Origin of the sequence: Micromonospora sp. NPDC000663, from assembly GCF_042898105.1 — a bacterium.
Classification (GTDB): Bacteria; Actinomycetota; Actinomycetes; order Mycobacteriales; family Micromonosporaceae; genus Micromonospora.
Map to the genome: position 1 here is coordinate 104,151 of NZ_JBIAYR010000003.1, position 18,238 is coordinate 122,388.

Here is an 18,238-nt window from a genome sequence, read left to right on the forward strand (position 1 = left end):
TCATCTGAGGCATCCGGGTCCTAGGCTGTCTGCCATGACCGACCAGCGCGGCGGAGCCGTCGACGAGTCCTGTGTCCTCACCGAGGGGCCGTGGACGCACCGTTTCGTCGGCGCCAACGGCACCCGGTTCCACGTGGTCGAGGCCGGCACCGGTCCGATGGTGCTCTTCCTGCACGGCTTCCCAGAGCACTGGTGGGCGTGGCACCAGATGCTCCCGGCCGTCGCCGACGCCGGCTTCCGGGCGGTCGCCGTCGACCTGCGCGGCTACGGCGCCAGCGACAAACCACCCAGGGGGTACGACGGCTACACCCTCGCCGCCGACATCGCCGGGCTGATCAGGGCGCTCGGTGAACGGTCCGCGACACTTGTCGGCAGCGGCGTCGGAGGCATGGTCGCCTGGACGGTGGCGTCGTTCCACCCGGCCCTGGTCCGCCGGCTCGTGGTGCTGGGAGCACCGCACCCGCTGCGGCTGCGGGCAGCCATCTTCGCCGACCCGCGCGGGCAGTTCGCCGCCTCCACCCCGGCGTTGAAGTTCCAACTGCCCCGCTACGAGCACGTCCTGACCCGGGACGGGGCGGCGGCCGTGGAGGAGATCCTGCGCCGCTGGGGTGGGCCACGGTGGGTGGCCGGATCGGACTTCGAGGCGTACGCGCAGCGGTGCCGGGAGGCGATGCGCATCCCGCAGGCCGCGTTCTGCGCGTTGGAGGGCTACCGGTGGGCGTTCCGCTCGGTGCTGCGGCTGCACGGCTACCGGTTCGTACGCCTCATGCAGAAGCCGCTCGTCACTCCGACCCTCCAACTCCACGGCGCCACGGACGTCGCCTCCCTGCCGAGGACGGCCCTGGGCTCCGGACGGTACGTCGTGGCCCCGTACGAGTGGCGGCTGCTCGACGGCGTGGGCCACTTCCCGCACCTGGAGGCACCGGACCTGGTGCTCGGCGAAGTCCTACGGTGGGCCAAGTCCTGACCTGTCGCACCAGGTGCGGTAGTCAGACCCGCTGCTCCCGCAGGTCGGTGACCTCGGCGGCCGGCGCCCAGCCCTGGTAGACGCCGAAGTCGAAGACCTCCAGCCGCATCGCCTCGGCCACCGGCCACCGGCCGCCCGTGTACTCGACGCGCAGCCAGGCGTCGTGTTCGCCGAGCACGATGAACGGTTGCCCCTTCCACGTGCAGGTGGTCCGCACGTACGCCAGGTCCTCGATGTCGCTGGCCGGCAGCACCCGCACGTACCGGCCGGGTCGGACCTCCTCGAACCCCTCCGCCGGTTCGGGCTGGTAGAGCCGGATGTCGTCGCCGTCCGGGCTGGCCTGGTACTCCCGGCCCCGCCAACGGGCCACATAGCCGTCGCGCATCACGCCTCCGGAACCCGTCGCCACACCACCGCGTCCGTGTCGAGCGACGCGACCACCCGTTCGGTGCCGTCCGCGCCGATCCGCCAGAGCTGCGCGCCGTGCGGCAGACGGGCGCTGTCCACCTTGAACTCGGCCACCACGTCGCTGCTCTCGCCGGGCGCGAAGCCGTTGCCCCGGAACGGTGGGCGTTCGATGACCCAGCCCTCCATGGCCCGCATCGCCGGCTCGTTCTGCCCGCCGTACGGGATCCGGTAGAGGCTCGGCCGGTGCGCCGGCCAGCGCAGCACGTAGATCTCCTCGGCGTCCCGCACGAACGGCGAGGCCGGATAGTTGAGGCCGAGCGCGTCGTACAACTGGGCAGGCGTGGTCAGGTGGGCCAACTCGCCCGCCCGGTGCACGAAGCCGGACACCCGGTCGTATCCCCGCTCCAGGTAGTACGCGAGCTGGCTGGGTGCGATCGCCTTCTGCATCACCGTCGGGCGGGCCGGGTCGACCGCCGCCGGAGCGTACCGGGGGCGGGTGGCGGGCTCCGCCACGGCGGGCGCCTCCTCGGTGTCGACCTCCAGGTCGTCCCCGAGCCCGACTTCGGCGGCCCAGTTGGCAAGGGCGACGATCTGCTCACCGGGCAGCTTCGCGCCGACCGGGGTGCCCGGATTGACGGCGAACGACCAGTCCTCGTCCGGCCAGCGCCGGATCAGTTGGGCGAACTTCACCCCTACCGTGTCGACGTCACCGTCGGTGTGGTCGGCGAGGCGCTCCGGCGACGTGTAGACCACCACGTACGTCTCGTCGTCGAGCTGGCCGGTACGCCAGACGAAACCCGGGTCGCCGGGTCGGCTGCCGGGCACCGACTCAGGTGCGGCCGGCAGCAGCACCCGGGCCAGGAGCAGGGTGGACAGGAACGTGTCGGTGCTGCCCGCGCCGGCCGCGTTGAGCAGGTCCTCCTCGACCGTGTTGGCCGGCGTGAAGTCGACGGGCGCCGGCTCCGCCGGGCGCGGCTCCTCGCCGCCCGCAGCCGGGTACGGGTCGCCGCCGCCGGTGTCCGCGCGGGAGGGCTTCGGCAAGGGTGACGGCGTGTCACCGGCCGTGCGGGGCGGCTCCGGGACGCTGTCCGTGCGGGGCGACGGGGAGTCGACAGGGTCGCCTCCGGCCCGGTCCTCGACGAGGTCGTCGGCGTACGGCCCGGCGGATCGACCCGCGGCGACCGGCTCGGTCAGGTCACGGGACTCGATGACGGTGCCCTCGATGACGATGGGCGCGAACCCGCGGCGCGGTGCCGGCGGGCTCGAGACCGGCTCCGCGACGGACGGCGACAGCTCCTCCACCGGCTCGTACCGGGCCTGCTCCCCCGGCCGGCCACGCGGGATCGGCTGCGTCTCCTCGGCCGCCGTGTCGGGACGAACGGGTGCGGGCCCACCTGTCGCCCGGAAGGCGCGGGTGGGCTCCTCGGCCAGCGGATCCGGGCGGCGCGGGGGCAACGGCTGGGTGGGCTCGTCGCCCGAGGTCAGCGGGTCGCCGGACGGCGGCCGCAGCGGCTGGCTGACTGTCGCCTCGCCAACCGGAAAGGCCCGGGTGGCACCCTCGGCGGCCGCGTCGGTCATCGGGAAGGCCCGGGTGACACCCTCGGCGGCCGCGTCGGTCATCGGGAAGGCCCGGGTGGCACCCTCGGCTGTCGCGTCGGCGGGACGGCGGCGGGGGAAGGGTTGGCTGCCCCGCGCGAAACGGGACGGCGGCGTGGCCCGGTCGCCGGGCCGGCCCCCGCCCGGCGTCGGGCCGGCGGCGCGGTCCCGGCCGGACGCCGGTTCGAAGAAGGAACGCCTGTCGTCCTGGGCCGTGCCGTTGGCCGGGGCGGCCACGGCGTCGCCGGCCCGGCCGACCGGCGGGCGGCCGGTCGTGGTCGGGCTCGGCTCGGTCGGAACGGCAGCAGGACGCTCGATGGGAGTCGACGGCGCGGACCGGGGTGCGGCCGCTCGAGCGGCGTCCGGCACGGAGTCGGTGCGCGGCACGGCGTTCGGGTGTCGCGGGCCGACCGCGGGCATGTCGTCGGTGCCGGACAGACGGGACAGGTCACCGGGCCTCGGCGTGCTCCGCGGCGCGCCAGGGGCCAGCGGGTTGGTCATCCGGGGCACCGCCTGCCGCGTCGGCGCCTGTCGCACGGGCGGTGCCGCCACCGGCTCGGGGCCCTGTGGCGGGGTCGAGCCGGACGGCGTGGGGCCGGGGCTCGGCGTCGCGCCGGCGGCGTCCCGACCGGTCGCGCCGTTGCGGGTGCGGGCGAGGGTCTCCGCCCGTTCCAGCCGGGCGCGGGCCCCCATGGCGCGCCCGGGAAGTCGGACGTCACCGCGGGAGAGCTGGGAGACGAACCAGGCGGGCAGGTAGCCCTCGACCGGTAGCCCGGGGTTGACCGCCAGCCACCACTCGTGGTTGGGCCAGCCGACCGCGAGGTCGGTGAACGGGACCCGCCGGTTGCTGCCCGGATGGTCACCGAGGCAGGCCCGCAGCGCGGCGGCGGAGGTGAATGCCAGCACGTGCGTACGGCCGCCGGTGGTCCAGGTGCCCCAGCCGGGCGACGTCTGACCGGCCAGCGCCGGCGCGGCGACGGGCAACAGCAGATCGGTGCGGGACAGGAGCCGGAAGTACAACTCCTGGTCGTTGGCGCGCAGCGCGTCCCGCATCGCCACCTCGGCCTCCGTGGCCGGCTCCCATTCGGTCACGGCCACCTCTCCTTCCGAGAACAGGCCACAGGTATCGCGTACAACCTACAAGGTGGTATCAAGATCACAATGGCTGGCCGGCGGCGGTCCGCCGGGGCGTCGACGAGGCGATAACATCCCGTCCCGGAGCCGACACGATACGGAGGCCGTCGATGTCCCGGTCGATCGCGCGCCCGGTCCTCGCAGGCCTGGCGGCCGGCATGCTGACCGCGCCGGCACTTCCGACAGACGCCGCCGACGCCGCGTCGCGTGTGGCACCGACCTGCGCGAACCCCCTGGCGCCCGTCCGGCCGGTCGCGGCCCTGCCGTGGACGCAGCAACGGTACGACCCCGCCCGGCTCGCGCCACTGGCCACCGGCAAGGGAGTGACAGTGGCGGTGGTCGACTCCGGGGTCGACCGGGTCCACCCGCAACTGGCCGGGCAGGTGCTGGCCGGCACCGACCTGCTCGACCAGGGCGGAGACGGCAGCCGCGACTGCGCCGGGCACGGCACCGGTGTGGCGAGCATCATCGCGGCGCAGCCCCGCCCCGACGTCGCCTTCCACGGCCTCGCACCGGGTGCCCGGATCCTGCCGGTACGGGTGAGTGAGCAGCAGGTGGTGCAGGGACGGGAGTCGGGGCGTACGGTCAGCGCCGCCGACTTCGCCAAGGCCATCCGATGGGCCGTCGACCACGACGCCGACGTGGTGAACCTCTCCGTCGTCCTGTACGCCGACGACCCGGCCGTGCACGCCGCCGTCGCGTACGCCGTCGAGAGGGACGTGGTGCTGGTGGCCGCCGCCGGCAACCTGCACGACAGCGGCGACCCGCGTCCGTTCCCGGCCGCGTACGACGGAGTGCTCGGGGTGGGCGCGATCGGGGCCGACGGTGCACGGGCCGGCTTCTCGCAGACCGGCCCGTACGTCGACCTGGTCGCACCGGGCAGTGAGGTGCTGACCGCCGCGCCCGGGCAGGGCCACCAGCGGGTCGAGGGAACGAGCTACGCGGCGCCGTTCGTGGCCGCCACCGCCGCCCTGCTGCGCCAGTACCGCCCCGAGCTGACCGCTGCCCAGGTGGCCGAACGGATCATCGCCACCGCCGATCCGGCTCCCGGCCCGGGGCACGGGTACGGCGCGGGCGTGCTGAACCCGTACCGGGCGGTCACCGAGACCGGACCGGGTCAGCCGGGCGGGCCTCGGACGGTCGCCGCGCTCGCCGACGACCGGGCCGACGCGGCGCAACTCGCCCGCGACGCCCGCCGGGCCGCGGCCCGGGACCGGGCCCTGCTGGTCGGCGCTGTGGTCGGGACGACTGCCGTCGCCGTGGTGCTGCTCGCCCTGGTGCTGCCCCGGGGCGCGCGCCGCCGGTGGCGGCCCGCCGACCCGGTGTGACCTCGTCGGGCTGCCGGGGAACGCCCCGACCGGAGCCGGCCGGGGCGCGGGCCCGGACATGGTCAGCGCTTCCGAACCACCGGGATCACTGGAACAGCCCGGTGTTCTTCTTCTCGGTGTCCAGATAGTCGGCGGCGGAGTCGTTCACCGCCAGCCTGATGTCACGCAGCATGGCCTGAAGGTCCTGCGAGGCGGATCGCCACCGCGCCTGGCGCTGCTCGTACGCCTCCCGGGCCTCACCCGCCCAACCGGCCACCAGCGGCGCGGCGTCGCGTTCGAGTTGGCCGAGCTGCGAGTCGAGCGTGTTCAGCGCCTTCTGGATGTCCGCACCGGCCTGCTGAAGCGCGGTGAAGTTGACGACCAGCACACCGTGGTCCATCGGAGCTCCCTCCCGAGCGGGGTCAGAGCGGCAGTTGGATGCCGCCGCGGTTGGTGCCGGCCACCCGGCTGGCCGCCTCGTCGTCCGAGACGTCGTACTGCCGACCTGCGGTGCGGATCGCCCCGGCGGTCTCCCGCAGGGCGCGGTGCAGCGCGGCCTGGTCCTGCGACCACTGCTGCTTGACCTGCTCGAACGATCGCCCACCGGCGCCGCGCCAGGCCTGCTGCAGCACCTCCAACTCGGCCAGCAGGCCGGTCAGCATGGACTGCAACGACTGGTCAACCTGCTCGAACTTCGCGGCGGTCTGCTTCATCACCGCGGCTTCTGCCTGGGTCTGGGACACCCGGACGTCACCTCGTCTCCTCGATCGCGCCTGGCCGTCGACGCGCCCGGAGGGCGCGTCGGTCGCGTGGCCCGCTCGTCGACGCACGTCGGATGCGGGTCAGCGATGCACTTCGTGGCTGACGGTAGCGGCCTGGTTGCGGTTCTGCTACCCCCGACCTCTCCCCTGTGGACAACCACGGCAGCCATCGGTCGCTTACGATGTGCCGCAGCCACGTCGCGGCGCGTGACGGGTCAGCGAGGGGCCTGCCGTCCGGAAAGGTCCACACTGGTCGAGGAGGCTCGGTGCGGGCGATCACCACCGGAGGCCCGCGGCAGCAGGCCCCGATCGACCCGGGCCCGGCCGCCGTCGGCATTCCCTCCGGTCCGGGCGTCGCCGCGCCCCGTCGGCGCGGCGGTCGATGGGCGACGCTCACGCGGGCCGGCACCGGCGTACGCGCCGGCCAACTGGTCGCCGCGCAGGTCGCGGTGGCGCTCGTCCTCGCCGCCCTCGGTCGGAGCGCGCCGGTGACCGTCACCGCCGTGACGGCGGCAGCGCTGCTGATCGTGGCAGCCGGCGCCCGGCTCCGGGGGCGATGGCTCTTCGAGTGGCTGGGCACCGCCGCCGGGCACCTGACCCGCCGCCGGGCGCTTGTGGGGTCCGCAGGGCCGGCCCAGCTGCTCGACCTTGTCGCGCCGGGCGCCGTGGCCCGCTCCACGGAGCTGTCCGACGGGGCGGCGGCGGTCCTTGAGGACACCGGGGGCATGGTCGCGCTGTTGGAGCTCGGCGGTCCCGGCGACCTGCTCGGCGACGCGTCGCACGCGATCCCGCCGCCGTCCGCCCTGCTGCCCGCTCCGGGAGTGGACGTCCCGCCGCTGCGGATCCAGCTGCTGCTCGCCGGAGCGCCGGCGCCGGCGCCGGCGGCCGGGGGCACTGTCGGCACGTCGTACCGGCAGCTCACCGACGGCCGGCTGGCGGGGCGGGAGCAGGCGCTGCTGGCGGTGCGCGTGCTCCGGGTCGACGGCTGGTCGGAGGAGGCCCTGCGCCGGGTACTCGCCGGCACGGTACGCCGCATCGTCCGCCGGCTGGGGCCGCTGACCGCGCGGCCGCTCGGCGTACCCGCGGCGCTGCGCGTCCTGGGCGAGCTGGCCCACCACGACGACGGCCAACCGGTGCGCGAGTTCTGGCCGGCACTGCGGTCGGGCCCCCTGGTCCAGGCCACCTTCCGGCTGACCCGGTGGCCGGACGCCGACGGCGCTGGCGCCCGCCAACTCGCACCGCGACTGCTCGCGCTGCCGGCGACCGCGACGACCGTGTCGATCTGTGCCGGCCCGCCGCCGGCCAGCGGCGCCGCCGAGGTGCCGACCGAGCTGACCGTACGGCTGGCGGCCGGGACGACGACCGAGCTGACCCTGGCTGCCGAGGCCCTGCACCGGTTGGTGACCGGCCTGGGCGGAGGGCTCCGGCGGCTGGACGGGGCCCACCTGGAGGGGTTGGCCGCCACCCTGCCGCTGGCGCTGGCGACGGCGGGCGCGCAGCCCCGACCGGCGCTCGACGACTGGGAGCTGACCCTGGGCCAGGCGGGGATCATGGTCGGCACCAACAGGCACGGCGGCGCGGTCACCGTGCGGCTGTTCCGACCGGAGAGCACAAGGGTGCTGCTGGTCGGTGGCGTACGCGCGGCCCAGCTGGTGGCGCTACGCGCGATGGCGCTGGGAGCCCTGGTGGTGGTCCAGACCGCGCGACCACGCGCCTGGGAGCCGTTCGTCAGGGGGGTGGGCGCCCCGGGCCTGACGATCCCGTTGATCCCGCCCGGCCGTGCGGTGGCCGACGGGGTGGCGACCGCGCTGCGGCCGTTGCTGCTTGTGGTCGACGCCGCCGGGCCGGTGCCGGCCGAGGCGGAGCGGGGAGCACCGTGGCGGACCACCCTCGTGGTGCGCGACGAGTTGACATCTGCGGACACCGACGTGCTGAGTCGTGCGGACCTGGCGGTGCTGCAACCGCTGGGCACTGCCGAGGCGGCGCTTGCCGGTGCGGCGCTGGGGCTTGGCGGTTCAGCCGAGTGGCTGACCCGGATGCGTGACGACATGGTGGCAGTGGTGAACCGGCGAGCGCTGCGCTGGGCGCTGCTCGCCCCGACCCCGATCGAGGCGCAGCTGATCGGCCGGCCGGCGCGCGGCTGACCTGGTCGCGCGTCGAACCGGCGGGTTACGCGGTCGCGGGTGTCGTGGCACGATCCCCGCCATGGGTTTTCTGAAAGGTCTGCTGATTCGGCTGGCCAGCACAGCGTTGGCTTTCTGGCTTGCCACGTTCCTCATCCCGGGCATTTCTCTGGAGTCGAGTTCCGCCGCGGAGACGGTGACCACGCTGCTCCTGGTGGCGGTGATCTTCGGCGTGGTCAACGCGGTCCTCCAGCCGATCATCAAGACCGTCGGTTGTGGTTTCTACCTGCTGACGCTTGGTCTCATCGCGCTGGTCGTCAACGGGCTGCTGTTCCTGCTCACCAGTTGGATCGCCGACCAGGCCGGGCTGCCGTTCTCGGTTGACGGTTTCTGGCCGGCGGCGGTGCTCGGTGCCCTCTTCGTGAGCATCGTGACCTGGATCCTCGGCGCCGTCCTCGACCGGGACTGACCGGCGATCTGCCCGCACCGACCCGGCCCGCCCGGGCTCCGACACGGCCGGGGCCGGGGCGGGCCGATGACCAGAGTTCGGGAATTGGCCGGCAGGCGCGCCCATCGTGGCGGCTAGCGTCGCAGGGTGTTCTCACAGACCCGCGCCGACGGCCACCTGCTCAGCACCGACCCGGCCCGGCTCGACCTGAGCCTGGTGCACCACTGGTTGTCCACCGACGCGTACTGGGCGCTGGGGCGGGACCGGGCGACTGTCGAGCGGGCGTTCGCGGGCTCTCTGCCGTTCGGCGTCTACCGGCCCGGGGACGGCCGCCAGGTCGCGGTGGCCCGGGCGGTCACCGACCGCGCCACCTTCGCCTGGCTCTGCGACGTGTACGTCGACCGCGCCTCCCGGGGCGACGGCCTGGGCGGCTGGCTCGCCACCGCGGTCCGCGACCACCTGGCCGAGCTGGGCGTACGCCGGATCCTGCTGGTCACCAAAGACGCGCACGAGGTGTACGCACGGGTGGGCTTCACGCCGCTGGACGCTCCGGAGCGGTGGATGAATCTCGACCAGCGGCCGCCGGTGACCCCGATCACCGGAAAGGAACAGCGAGCAGCTGGACCCCTTACGGTGGAGTCGTGACGCCACTCCGCCTGGGATACCTCTACGGCATCGGCGCGTACCTGCTCTGGGGTTTCTTCCCGCTCTACTTCAAGTTGCTGCGACCGGCCGGCCCGCTGGAGATCCTGGCCCACCGGATCGTCTGGTCGGTGCTCTTCGTGGCGCTGCTGCTGGGCGCGCTGCGCAACATCGGTTTCCTGCGGGCGCTGCTGCGCCGGGGCTGGGCGGTGGCCGGGATCGTCGCCGCCGCCACGCTGATCGCTGTCAACTGGGGCACCTACATCTACGGGGTCAGCTCCGACCGGGTGGTGGAGACCGCGCTCGGTTACTTCATCAACCCCCTCGTGGTGGTGCTGCTCGGGGTGACGGTGCTGCGGGAGCGGCTGCGCCCGGGGCAGTGGGTGGCGCTGGGCATCGGCGGGTCGGCCGTGGCGGTGCTCGCCGTGGACTACGGCCGCCTGCCCTGGCTGGCGCTGACCCTGGCGTTCAGCTTCGCCGGGTACGGCCTGATCAAGAAGCGGCTCGGGCTGCCTGCCGCCGAGGGACTGTTCGTCGAGTCGGCCGTGCTGGCGCTGCCCGCACTCGGCTACCTGATCTGGCTGTCCTACCGTGGCGGGATGGCCTTCGGGCACGTCTCGGCCGGGCACACGGCGCTGCTGGTGCTGGCCGGCGCGGCCACCGCGATCCCGCTGCTTCTCTTCGCCGGAGCCGCGAACCGGCTGCCACTGACCGGCCTCGGCATGATCCAGTACCTGGCGCCCATCCTCCAGCTCGCCTGCGGTGTGCTCATCTTCCACGAGCCGATGCCGCCGGCCCGGCTCGCCGGCTTCGCGCTGGTCTGGCTCGCCCTCGTGGTCTTCACCGCCGACGCGATCCGCCACACCCGCCAGGCCCGTCAGGCCGCCCGCGTCCCCACCGCCGCCCCCGTCCCGACCCCCTGACCCCACCCCCGCCACGGGGCGTGGTGCCGGGGTCAGGGGACGTCGTAGGTCAGCAGGGGGGTGCCGTCGGCCCGCTGGAGTTCGACGCTCACCAGCTCCGCGTCGGTGAACCTGGTGGCACCGGTGAACTGGAGGCTGTCGCCCGGCGCGGCGAGCCAGGAGCCGATCTGTTCACTGGCGCCGTTCGGGCCGTGCGCCACCAGCCGGAACGGGTACGCCTTGCCGTAACTCGTCCGTGGGTCGTACCCGCAGCGCATGGTCACCTCGGTGCCCCACTTCGTGCTGTTCAGCCCGACCTCGGCATGCACCGGCCCGGCCGTGGCCACCGGCCGCATGGCGACCATCGACACCCGTACGCCAGGTGTCCCCACCGCGTTCGGAGTGACCGGAGAGCTCGGCCCGCCCCGCAACGCCGTAACCGTGCCGACGCCCACCACCAGCGCCATCGCGGCGGCGACAAGCCCCGTCACGGCGTACCCCCGGCGGTTGGACCACCGCTCGCGGCGCCGGCGGGCGCGGGCCTCCTCGAGCAGCGCGGGCACCCGGGGTGGGGTCGGGGGCGGAAGGAACTGTTCCAGGCCGGACGGGTCGAGGCGGCCGAGCAGTCCGGGTAGGACGGCGATCTCGGCGACCGCGTCGCGGCACTCGGCGCAGCCGGAGAGGTGGCGCTCGTAGGCGGCCCGCTCGGCGGGGGCGAGTGCGCCCAGCACGTACGCGCCGTCGTCGTGCGCGAACTCGCACCGGGTCATCCCGTCACTCCCATCTCAGCCAGGACCAACCGTAGTGACCGCAGCGCGTAGTGGGTGCGGGACTTGACGGTGCCCGGTGGCACGCCCAGCCGCGACGCCGCCTCGGCCACCGACCGTCCCTGGTAGAAGCACTCGATGAGCACCTCCCGGTGGGTCGGGCTGAGCCGGTTCAACGCCTCGGCGACGGTCCACGCCTCCACCGCGCGTTCGGCCTCGTCGACGACCTCGGGTGGCTCCGGCATCTCGTCGGTGAACACCTCGCCGACCCGCGTGGATCGGCGACGCCAGGCGTCGATGGCCAGGTTGCGGGCGGTGGTGAAGAGCCACGCCCGCACCGAACCCCGGCGGGGGTCCAGGGATTCCGGGTGCCGCCAGGCCCGCAGCAGCGTCTCCTGCACCAGGTCCTCGGCACGCTGCCGGTCGCCGTTGACCAGCCGCAGGGCATGTACGTACAGCGCCTCCGCGTGCTCGTCGTGCAGCGCGCGCAGCAGTTGGGCGTCATGGTCGCTGATGGCGGTCTCCTCGCTTCCGGCGCGCGTCCGGCTGTGCGTCCGCCCGGGAATACGTGCGGTGACGCCTTTCGGTTCAGCCCGAGGTCAGACCGGCTGCGGGTCGATACCGACCGGAGAGGTGTTCACGCCCGGTTCACTCGCAGCCGGCGAGCACGGCGTCGAACTGGCCGGACGGCGACTACGCCAAGCCGGGCGTGGTGGTCACCTGGCGCATCGAGGGGCCCTCTCCCAGCCCGGGAGGGGCCCCTCGGTCGTACGGGTCAGTGGTCGGCGGCGATGCCGTCGGCGACGCTGCGGGCGACCGTGAGCAGCTTGGCGCGTACCACCCGGGCCGAGGTCATCATTTCGCTCGCCGGCAACGCGCACGCCAGCACCACGCGGCGCTCCATGTCCTTGTCCGGTGCGACGAGCACTGCCGCGCACGCCACACCCTGACGGAACTGCCCCAGCTCCAGCTGCATCCCCCGCCGGTCGCCGGCGGCCAGGTCGGCCTCGAAGGTCTCGTTGCTTGTCAGGGTGGCGTTGGTGAACGGCCGCATGCCGTACTCCCGTAGGTAGCGGAAGCGCTGGTCGGCGGTGAGGGTGGCAAGCAGCGCCTTGCCGAGGGCCGTGGCGTGTGCCCCCTCGTCGAACCCGGGGACCAGATCCTCCAGGTAGGGCGACCGGTGCCCCTCGGCGACCGCCGTGATGGCAACCTGACCGCCGACGAAGCGGCCCAGGTAGTGGCTGTAGCCGGTGTCCAGGGCTGCGCGGCGCAGCGCCTCACCGACCGCCGGTGGCCCCCGGAACGCGGTCACCAGCTCGCGGTACCGGTCGGCCACCTCCAACCCCACGATGTACGTGCCGTCCTCGCGACGGATCACGTAGCCCTCGTACGCCAGGGTGCGCACCAGGTGGTAGGTGGTGGCAACGGTCAGCTCGCACCGCCGTGCGATCTGCTTGACGGTCAGGCCCTTCGGGGCGCGACCGACCGACTCCAGCACCCGCAGCGCTCTGGAGACGCTGCGGATCAGGTCCGAAGGTTCTGCCAAGGGGTCGCGCACAACCACCTCCGCCGCCGGGGACTTACACCATATGAAATACAGGCCCGGTGCGAAATGCCTGTTCGGGTCGAGGATGCCAGATCACCATCCACACGTTGTGCCCCGACGGTCACGAGGAGTGCTTTGAACACCTCTCGCGTAGGTTTGCCGGACGATGAACGACACAGTCCTCACCCCGACCTCCGCCCGCCCGCGTCCCGTCCGGGCGAGCACCGGTGCCGTCGCCACGACAGTGGCCTGCGTGCTGCCCGTCTTCCTGCTCGGCGGCCTCGCCGTGCAGATGGGCGCCGACATCGGCTTCTCCCCGGCCGGCCTGGGCGTGGCAGTGGCCGTCTACTTCGGTGTCAGCGCCCTCGCGTCGGTGCCCTCGGGTCGGCTGGTCGAACGGTACGGACCGGCGGTGGTGGCCCGCTGCGGCATCCTGCTGGCCGCCGGGTCGATGCTGGCCGTGGCGGCTCTCGCCCGGTCGTACCCGGTGCTCGTGGGGTTGCTGGCACTCAGCGCCGCCGCGAACGCCCTCGGCCAGCTGGCCAGCAACGCGGCCCTCGCCCAGCACGTCCCGGCCCGCCGGCAGGGCCTGTCGTTCGGCGTCAAGCAGGCGGCCATCCCGGTCTCCACACTGCTGGCCGGCGCGGCGGTGCCCACCGTCGCGCTGACCGCCGGCTGGCGCTGGGCGTTCGTGGTCGCCGCCGGTGCGGCACTGACGACGCTGCCGCTCGTACCCCGGCAGGAGCCCGGCCCCGCCCGCGGGGCCGGCGGCGGGCGCACCGGCCGGGCCACCGGCGCGCTGGTGGTGGTCGGCGCGGCGGCCACGCTGGCCGCCGCCGCTGCCAACGCACTAGGCACGTTCCTGGTGGACTCCGCCGCCGCCCGAGGTCTGTCCCCGGGCCTGGCCGGCCTCACCCTGACCCTGGGCAGCGCCGTCTGCGTGGTGGCCCGGGTGGGCGCGGGCTGGTTGGCCGACCGCCGCGCCGACGGCCACGTGGCGCTGATCGCCGCGATGCTCGTGGTCGGCGCGGTAGGTCTGGGACTGCTCGCGCTGACCGGCGCGGTGCCGCTGGTCGCGGGCGTGGTGCTCGGCTTCGGCCTCGGCTGGGCGTGGCCCGGACTGATGAACTTCGCGGTGGTGCGGCTACACCCGCAGGCGCCGGCCACCGCCACGTCGATCACCCAGACCGGTGTGTACGCGGGCGGCTGCCTCGGTCCGCTGACCCTCGGCCCGCTCGCCGCCCACCTCGGCTACCCGACGATGTGGTCCACGGCGGCGGTGTCCATGCTGCTCGCCGCCGCCCTCATGCTCGTCGGCAGTCGGCTGCTGACCGCCGCCGGAAACGACCGGAGCGAGGATCAGCTGGTGCGGTCGGCGATGTAGTCGCAGAGCGATTCGAGGGCACGACGCGACGCGCCGGCCGGAAGCGGGGCCAGGCGGGCGCGGGCGTCCTCGGCGTAGCTGCGCACGGTCTCCCGTGCCCGCTTGAGCGCCGGGCTCTCCCGGAGCAGACCCAACGCCTCCGCGTGCAGGACGTCGTCGGTGAGCGGGCCGGTCGCCAGGATCTCCCGCAGACGCACCGAGGAGGCGTCGGAGTCGTCCGCCGCACGGGCGTACAGCACCGGAAGCGTCGGAACGCCCTCCCGCAGGTCCGTCCCGGGAGTCTTGCCGGACTGCACCGACTCGGACGCGATGTCCAGCAGGTCGTCGGTGAGCTGGAACGCGACGCCGATCGTCTCGCCGTAACCGGCGAGGGCCTCGACCTGCTCGGCGGGGGCACCACCGAACATGCCGCCGAACCGCACCGACGTGGCGATCAGCGAGCCGGTCTTCTCGGCGATGACGCTCAGGTAGTGCGCGACCGGGTCGTCCCCGGGGCGCGGGCCCACCGTCTCCGCGATCTGACCGTGCACCAGGCGGGCGAAGGTGCGCGCCTGCAACCGGACCGCCTCGGGGCCCAGATCGGCCGCGATGTCCGCCGCGCGGGCGAAGAGATAGTCGCCGACCAGGATGGCCACCGAGTTGGTCCAGCGGGAGTTCGCACTCGGCGCACCCCGGCGGACGGCCGCCTCGTCCATCACGTCGTCGTGGTAGAGCGTCGCCAGGTGCGTGAGTTCCATCACCACGGCGGCCGGTACGACCTGCGGGCCGCTCGGATCACCGAACTGGGCACCTAGCGCCACCAGCAGGGGGCGGAACCGCTTCCCGCCGGCCTCCAGCAGATGCCGGGCGGCCTCCTCGACGAAGGGGTCCGCGCTCGACACACTCGCCCGCAGCTCGACCTCCACCGCGTCGAGCAGACCCAGCACGGACGCCTCGACGCGGGGATCGGCGAGATGGAGGCCGAGCGCGCCGAACTGACTCGTACTCGCCCGACCCCGACGACCGCCGGAGCCCGGGGCACCTGAACGCTCGCCAGCCGGATTCACCACGCCATCAACCATGCCACACCCGTTCTACCTGCTCCGGGTCGGGGATAGCACCGGAGGCCGGCACGCGAACGCGTACCGGCCTCCGATCGTCGAGACTCGCGTCATCGTACGAATTCGGCAGCTCCGGCGGCCAGATCGAGCAGCGGCGCCGGGGCGACACCGAGCACCAGGGTCGCCAGTACGCCGATCATCAGCGCGGCGGAGGTGAGCCCACCGGGCACGGTGACGGTCGGGGTGGACTCGCCCGGCTCGGACAGCCACATCATCACCACGACCCGCAGGTACGGGAACGCCAGCACCATGCTGGTCAGCACGCCGGCGATCACCAGCCAGGCGTGCCCCTCCTCCAGGGCCGGCCCGAAGATCGCGAACTTGCTGGTGAAGCCGCTGGTCAGCGGGATACCCGCGAAGGCCAGCAGGATGAACGTGAACAGCGCGGCGAAGAACGGCGAACGCCGGCCCAGCCCGGCCCACCGGGACAGGTGGGTGGCCTCCCCGTCGGCGTCACGCACAAGCGTCACCACGGCGAACGCGGCAAGCACCGAGAACCCGTAGGCGACCAGGTAGAACATCGTGCCGGACAGCCCGTCCTTGCTCGGCGCCAGCACACCGACCAGCAGGTAGCCGGCGTTGGCGATCGAGGAGTACGCGAGCAGCCGCTTGATGTCGGTCTGGGTGACCGCGAGCACCGCGCCGACCAGCATGGTCAGCACCGCGACCGCGCCGAGAACCGGCGTGAAGTCCCAGCTGGCGTCGACGAACGCGACGTGGAAGACCCGCAGCAGCGCGCCGAACGCGGCGACCTTCGTGCAGGCAGCCATGAAGCCGGTGACCGGGGTCGGCGCGCCCTGGTAGACGTCGGGCGTCCACACGTGGAACGGGGCCGCCGCCGCCTTGAAGAGCAGACCGATGGCGAGCAGCGCCATGCCGGCGAAGAGCAGCACCGGGCTGGCCGGCGACTCGGTCACCGCCGCGTTGATGGTGGCGAAGTCGACGCCCGCCGTCCGACCCGGCATCCCGGCGGTGAACCCGTAGATCAGGGCCACCCCGAACAGGAAGAACGCCGAGGCGTACGCGCCGAGCAGGAAGTACTTCATCGCCGCCTCCTGGCTCAGCAGACGCCGGCGACGGGCCAGCGCGCAGAGCAGGTACAGCGGCAGGGAGAAGACCTCCAGGGCGATGAACATGGTCAGCAGGTCGTTCGCCGCCACGAAGATCAGCATGCCGCCGATCGCGAACGTGGTGAGCGGGTACACCTCGGTGAGCCCGTTGCGCCCCTCGGCCTGCCGCCTGTCGTCGGTCGACTCGGCCGTCACCGCCGCCTGGGCGACGAACGCGCCACCCCGCTCCACCGAGCGGTCACCGATCAGCAGCAGCGCCATCGCGGCCAGCACGAGGATCGCGCCCTGGAGGAAGAGCGTCGGCCCGTCCACCGCGAGCGCCTGACCGGCGGTGATGATCCGGTCGTCGGCGTTGAAGACCACCATGGCCAGCGCGGCGAGCACCGCCAGCAGGGCCAACGTCAGCTGCACCACGTGCCGCGAACGCCGGGGAACGAAGGCCTCGACGAGCACACCGAGCAACGCGGTGCCCAACATGATCAGGATCGGGGCGAGCGCCGCGTAGTCAAGCGACGGCAGTTTCAACTCGGTCACTTTGCCGCCTCCTGGACGGTGCCGCCCACGGACGGCGCCGGGTCGGTTCTGCCGATGTCGTCCATGGTCGCCTGGACGGCCGGGTTGATCACGTCAGTGACCGGCTTGGGATAGAAGCCGAGCAGCACGATCAGCGCGATAAGTGGGGCGACCACGAACTTCTCGCGCAGGTTGAGGTCCTTGCGCATCCCGTCGACCTCGGTGAGAGCCGGGTTGAGCGTGCCCTGCGTGGTGCGCTGCACCATCCACAGCACGTACGCCGCGGCCAGGATGATGCCGAGCGTCGCGATGACCGCGACCGGCTTGTTCACGGTGAACGTGCCGATCAGCACCAGGAACTCGGAGATGAACGGCGCGGTGCCGGGAAGCGCGAGCGAGGCGAGACCGGCGAAGAACAGCACCCCGGCGAGCACCGGGACCAGCTTGCCCGCCCCACCGAAGTCGCTGATCAGCGCCGAACCCCGCCTGGCGATCAGCATGCCCACCACCAGGAAGAGCAGCCCGGTGGCCAGGCCGTGGTTGAGCATGTAGAGCACCGCACCCGTGCCGGCCTGCGTGGTGAACGCGAAGATGCCCACCCCGATGAAACCGAAGTGCGCGATCGAGGTGTACGACACCAGCCGCTTGAGGTCGTTCTGGCCGACCGCCAGCAGCGCGGCGTAGATGATGCCGATCACGCCAAGCGCCAGCGCCCACGGCGCGAACCACTTCGACGCCTCGGGGAACAGCGGCAGGCAGTACCGCAGGATGCCGAACGTTCCCACCTTGTCCAGCACACCGACGAGCAGCGCCGCGGCTCCCGCCGGTGCGGCGCCACCGGCGTCCGGCAGCCAGGTGTGGAACGGGAAGAACGGCGCCTTGATGGCGAACGCGAGGAAGAACCCGAGGAACAGCCAACGCTCGGTGCCAGTGCTGATGTCGACCTGCGACAGCGCCTGCCAGTCGAACGTCTTGCCGCCGACCACCCACAGGCCGATCACCGCGGCCAGCATGAACAGACCGCCGACAAGCGAGTAGAGGAAGAACTTCACAGCCGCGTACTGCCGCTGGTGGCCGCCGTAGCTTCCGATGAGGAAGTACATCGGGACCAGCATGACCTCGAAGAACACGTAGAACAGGAAGACGTCGGCGGCCGCGAAGACGCCGATCATCGTGCATTCGAGGACCAGCAGCAGCGCGAAGTAGACAGGCACCGACCGCTTCGACGACTCCGCGTCGTGCCAGGACGCCAGGATCACCAGCGGCACCAGGACCGCGATCAACATCAGCATCACCAGCGCGATGCCGTCGGCGGCGAAGGTGAAGCTGACACCCCAGTTCGGGATCCACGAGTACGACTCGCGGAACTGGAAGCGGTCACCGCCGGCGTTGAAGCTGACCCACATCACCACCGACAGCACAAGCACGAGCAGCGACCAGGCGAAGGCCACCTGCTTGGCCAGCTCCGGCCGGTGGCGCGGCAGGAAGGCCACCACCAGGGCGCCCACCAGTGGCGCCACCGTGAGCACCGAGAGGAACGGGAAGTTGGACATTATGCGGCCTTACCTCC

General features: G+C 73.0%; 17 protein-coding genes. 7 read left to right on the forward strand and 10 right to left on the reverse strand.

The window, feature by feature from the left end; genetic code table 11:
* Positions 1–34: 34 nt before the first annotated feature.
* A complete protein-coding gene (locus ACFY1S_RS12685; protein WP_364369166.1) occupies positions 35–967 on the forward strand; it encodes an alpha/beta hydrolase in 933 nt (310 codons plus the stop codon).
* A 22-nt stretch (positions 968–989) separates the two neighbouring features.
* Here ACFY1S_RS12685 and ACFY1S_RS12690 read toward each other — a convergent pair whose 3' ends face one another.
* Both ACFY1S_RS12690 and ACFY1S_RS12695 read right to left on the reverse strand, forming a co-directional pair.
* Positions 990–1,355 (reverse strand): hypothetical protein, encoded by a 366-nt coding sequence (locus ACFY1S_RS12690; RefSeq protein WP_387117630.1) that lies wholly within the window; start codon positions 1,353–1,355, stop codon positions 990–992.
* A complete protein-coding gene (locus ACFY1S_RS12695) occupies positions 1,352–4,063 on the reverse strand; it encodes an SseB family protein (protein WP_387116321.1) in 2,712 nt (903 codons plus the stop codon). Before ACFY1S_RS12695 ends, ACFY1S_RS12690 begins: the two co-directional genes overlap by 4 nt.
* Positions 4,064–4,215: 152 nt before the next feature.
* Between ACFY1S_RS12695 and mycP the strand changes: the two genes are divergently transcribed.
* The gene (mycP, locus tag ACFY1S_RS12700; protein WP_387116324.1) at positions 4,216–5,433 is read left to right on the forward strand and encodes a type VII secretion-associated serine protease mycosin; all 1,218 of its coding nucleotides are present in this window, start codon (positions 4,216–4,218) and stop codon (positions 5,431–5,433) included.
* An 85-nt stretch (positions 5,434–5,518) separates the two neighbouring features.
* Here mycP and ACFY1S_RS12705 read toward each other — a convergent pair whose 3' ends face one another.
* Together ACFY1S_RS12705 and ACFY1S_RS12710 are read right to left on the reverse strand one after the other, a co-directional pair.
* Entirely contained in the window at positions 5,519–5,812 is a 294-nt protein-coding gene (locus ACFY1S_RS12705) for a WXG100 family type VII secretion target (protein WP_139586784.1), read from the reverse strand.
* A 22-nt stretch (positions 5,813–5,834) separates the two neighbouring features.
* Entirely contained in the window at positions 5,835–6,155 is a 321-nt protein-coding gene (locus ACFY1S_RS12710) for a WXG100 family type VII secretion target (protein WP_139586785.1), read from the reverse strand.
* 284 nt (positions 6,156–6,439) lie between these two features.
* Between ACFY1S_RS12710 and eccE the strand changes: the two genes are divergently transcribed.
* The 4 genes from eccE to rarD all read left to right on the forward strand — a co-directional run bounded on the left by eccE (position 6,440) and on the right by rarD (position 10,309).
* On the forward strand, positions 6,440–8,317 hold the full coding sequence (eccE, locus tag ACFY1S_RS12715) for a type VII secretion protein EccE (protein ID WP_387116328.1): 1,878 nt from the start codon (positions 6,440–6,442) through the stop codon (positions 8,315–8,317).
* 61 nt (positions 8,318–8,378) lie between these two features.
* A complete protein-coding gene (locus ACFY1S_RS12720; RefSeq protein ID WP_364369179.1) occupies positions 8,379–8,765 on the forward strand; it encodes a phage holin family protein in 387 nt (128 codons plus the stop codon).
* Positions 8,766–8,891: 126 nt separating this feature from the next.
* Positions 8,892–9,389: a GNAT family N-acetyltransferase gene (locus ACFY1S_RS12725; protein ID WP_387116332.1), complete on the forward strand. Its 498-nt coding sequence runs from the start codon at positions 8,892–8,894 to the stop codon at positions 9,387–9,389.
* Positions 9,386–10,309 (forward strand): EamA family transporter RarD, encoded by a 924-nt coding sequence (rarD, locus tag ACFY1S_RS12730; protein ID WP_387116335.1) that lies wholly within the window; start codon positions 9,386–9,388, stop codon positions 10,307–10,309. The genes ACFY1S_RS12725 and rarD overlap by 4 nt, the downstream gene beginning before the upstream one ends.
* Positions 10,310–10,341: 32 nt before the next feature.
* Here rarD and ACFY1S_RS12735 read toward each other — a convergent pair whose 3' ends face one another.
* The 3 genes from ACFY1S_RS12735 to ACFY1S_RS12745 form a co-directional block, all read right to left on the reverse strand.
* Complete coding sequence (locus tag ACFY1S_RS12735) at positions 10,342–11,058, reverse strand: anti-sigma factor family protein (protein WP_387116338.1); 717 nt, start codon at positions 11,056–11,058, stop codon at positions 10,342–10,344.
* A complete protein-coding gene (locus ACFY1S_RS12740; RefSeq protein WP_357990566.1) occupies positions 11,055–11,570 on the reverse strand; it encodes a sigma-70 family RNA polymerase sigma factor in 516 nt (171 codons plus the stop codon). Before ACFY1S_RS12740 ends, ACFY1S_RS12735 begins: the two co-directional genes overlap by 4 nt.
* A 260-nt stretch (positions 11,571–11,830) precedes the next feature.
* Positions 11,831–12,613: an IclR family transcriptional regulator gene (locus ACFY1S_RS12745; RefSeq protein ID WP_387116339.1), complete on the reverse strand. Its 783-nt coding sequence runs from the start codon at positions 12,611–12,613 to the stop codon at positions 11,831–11,833.
* Positions 12,614–12,767: 154 nt separating this feature from the next.
* Here ACFY1S_RS12745 and ACFY1S_RS12750 point away from each other — a divergent pair, with 154 nt between their 5' ends.
* On the forward strand, positions 12,768–13,985 hold the full coding sequence (locus tag ACFY1S_RS12750) for an MFS transporter (protein ID WP_364369194.1): 1,218 nt from the start codon (positions 12,768–12,770) through the stop codon (positions 13,983–13,985).
* Here the strand turns inward: ACFY1S_RS12750 and ACFY1S_RS12755 are convergent.
* The 3 genes from ACFY1S_RS12755 to ACFY1S_RS12765 all read right to left on the reverse strand — a co-directional run bounded on the left by ACFY1S_RS12755 (position 13,961) and on the right by ACFY1S_RS12765 (position 18,221).
* Positions 13,961–15,046, reverse strand: coding sequence for a polyprenyl synthetase family protein (locus ACFY1S_RS12755; protein WP_387116341.1), 1,086 nt, complete (start codon positions 15,044–15,046; stop codon positions 13,961–13,963). The two genes, ACFY1S_RS12750 and ACFY1S_RS12755, sit on opposite strands and share 25 nt — an antisense overlap.
* A gap of 89 nt (positions 15,047–15,135) precedes the next feature.
* Positions 15,136–16,689: an NADH-quinone oxidoreductase subunit NuoN gene (nuoN, locus tag ACFY1S_RS12760; RefSeq protein ID WP_387116344.1), complete on the reverse strand. Its 1,554-nt coding sequence runs from the start codon at positions 16,687–16,689 to the stop codon at positions 15,136–15,138.
* A complete protein-coding gene (locus ACFY1S_RS12765) occupies positions 16,686–18,221 on the reverse strand; it encodes an NADH-quinone oxidoreductase subunit M (RefSeq protein ID WP_364369203.1) in 1,536 nt (511 codons plus the stop codon). The genes nuoN and ACFY1S_RS12765 overlap by 4 nt, the downstream gene beginning before the upstream one ends.
* Positions 18,222–18,238 lie beyond the last annotated feature (17 nt).

Excerpts from the sequence above, each read along its gene's own strand:
- ACFY1S_RS12685 (WP_364369166.1), top strand. The coding sequence starts at position 35 with ATGACCGACCAGCGCGGCGGAGCCGTCGACGAGTCCTGTGTCCTCACC.
- mycP (WP_387116324.1), top strand. The coding sequence starts at position 4,216 with ATGTCCCGGTCGATCGCGCGCCCGGTCCTCGCAGGCCTGGCGGCCGGC.
- ACFY1S_RS12705 (WP_139586784.1), bottom strand. The coding sequence starts at position 5,812 with ATGGACCACGGTGTGCTGGTCGTCAACTTCACCGCGCTTCAGCAGGCC.
- ACFY1S_RS12720 (WP_364369179.1), top strand. The coding sequence starts at position 8,379 with ATGGGTTTTCTGAAAGGTCTGCTGATTCGGCTGGCCAGCACAGCGTTG.
- ACFY1S_RS12735 (WP_387116338.1), bottom strand. The coding sequence starts at position 11,058 with ATGACCCGGTGCGAGTTCGCGCACGACGACGGCGCGTACGTGCTGGGC.
- ACFY1S_RS12750 (WP_364369194.1), top strand. The coding sequence starts at position 12,768 with ATGAACGACACAGTCCTCACCCCGACCTCCGCCCGCCCGCGTCCCGTC.
- ACFY1S_RS12755 (WP_387116341.1), bottom strand. The coding sequence starts at position 15,046 with ATGGTTGATGGCGTGGTGAATCCGGCTGGCGAGCGTTCAGGTGCCCCG.
- ACFY1S_RS12765 (WP_364369203.1), bottom strand. The coding sequence starts at position 18,221 with ATGTCCAACTTCCCGTTCCTCTCGGTGCTCACGGTGGCGCCACTGGTG.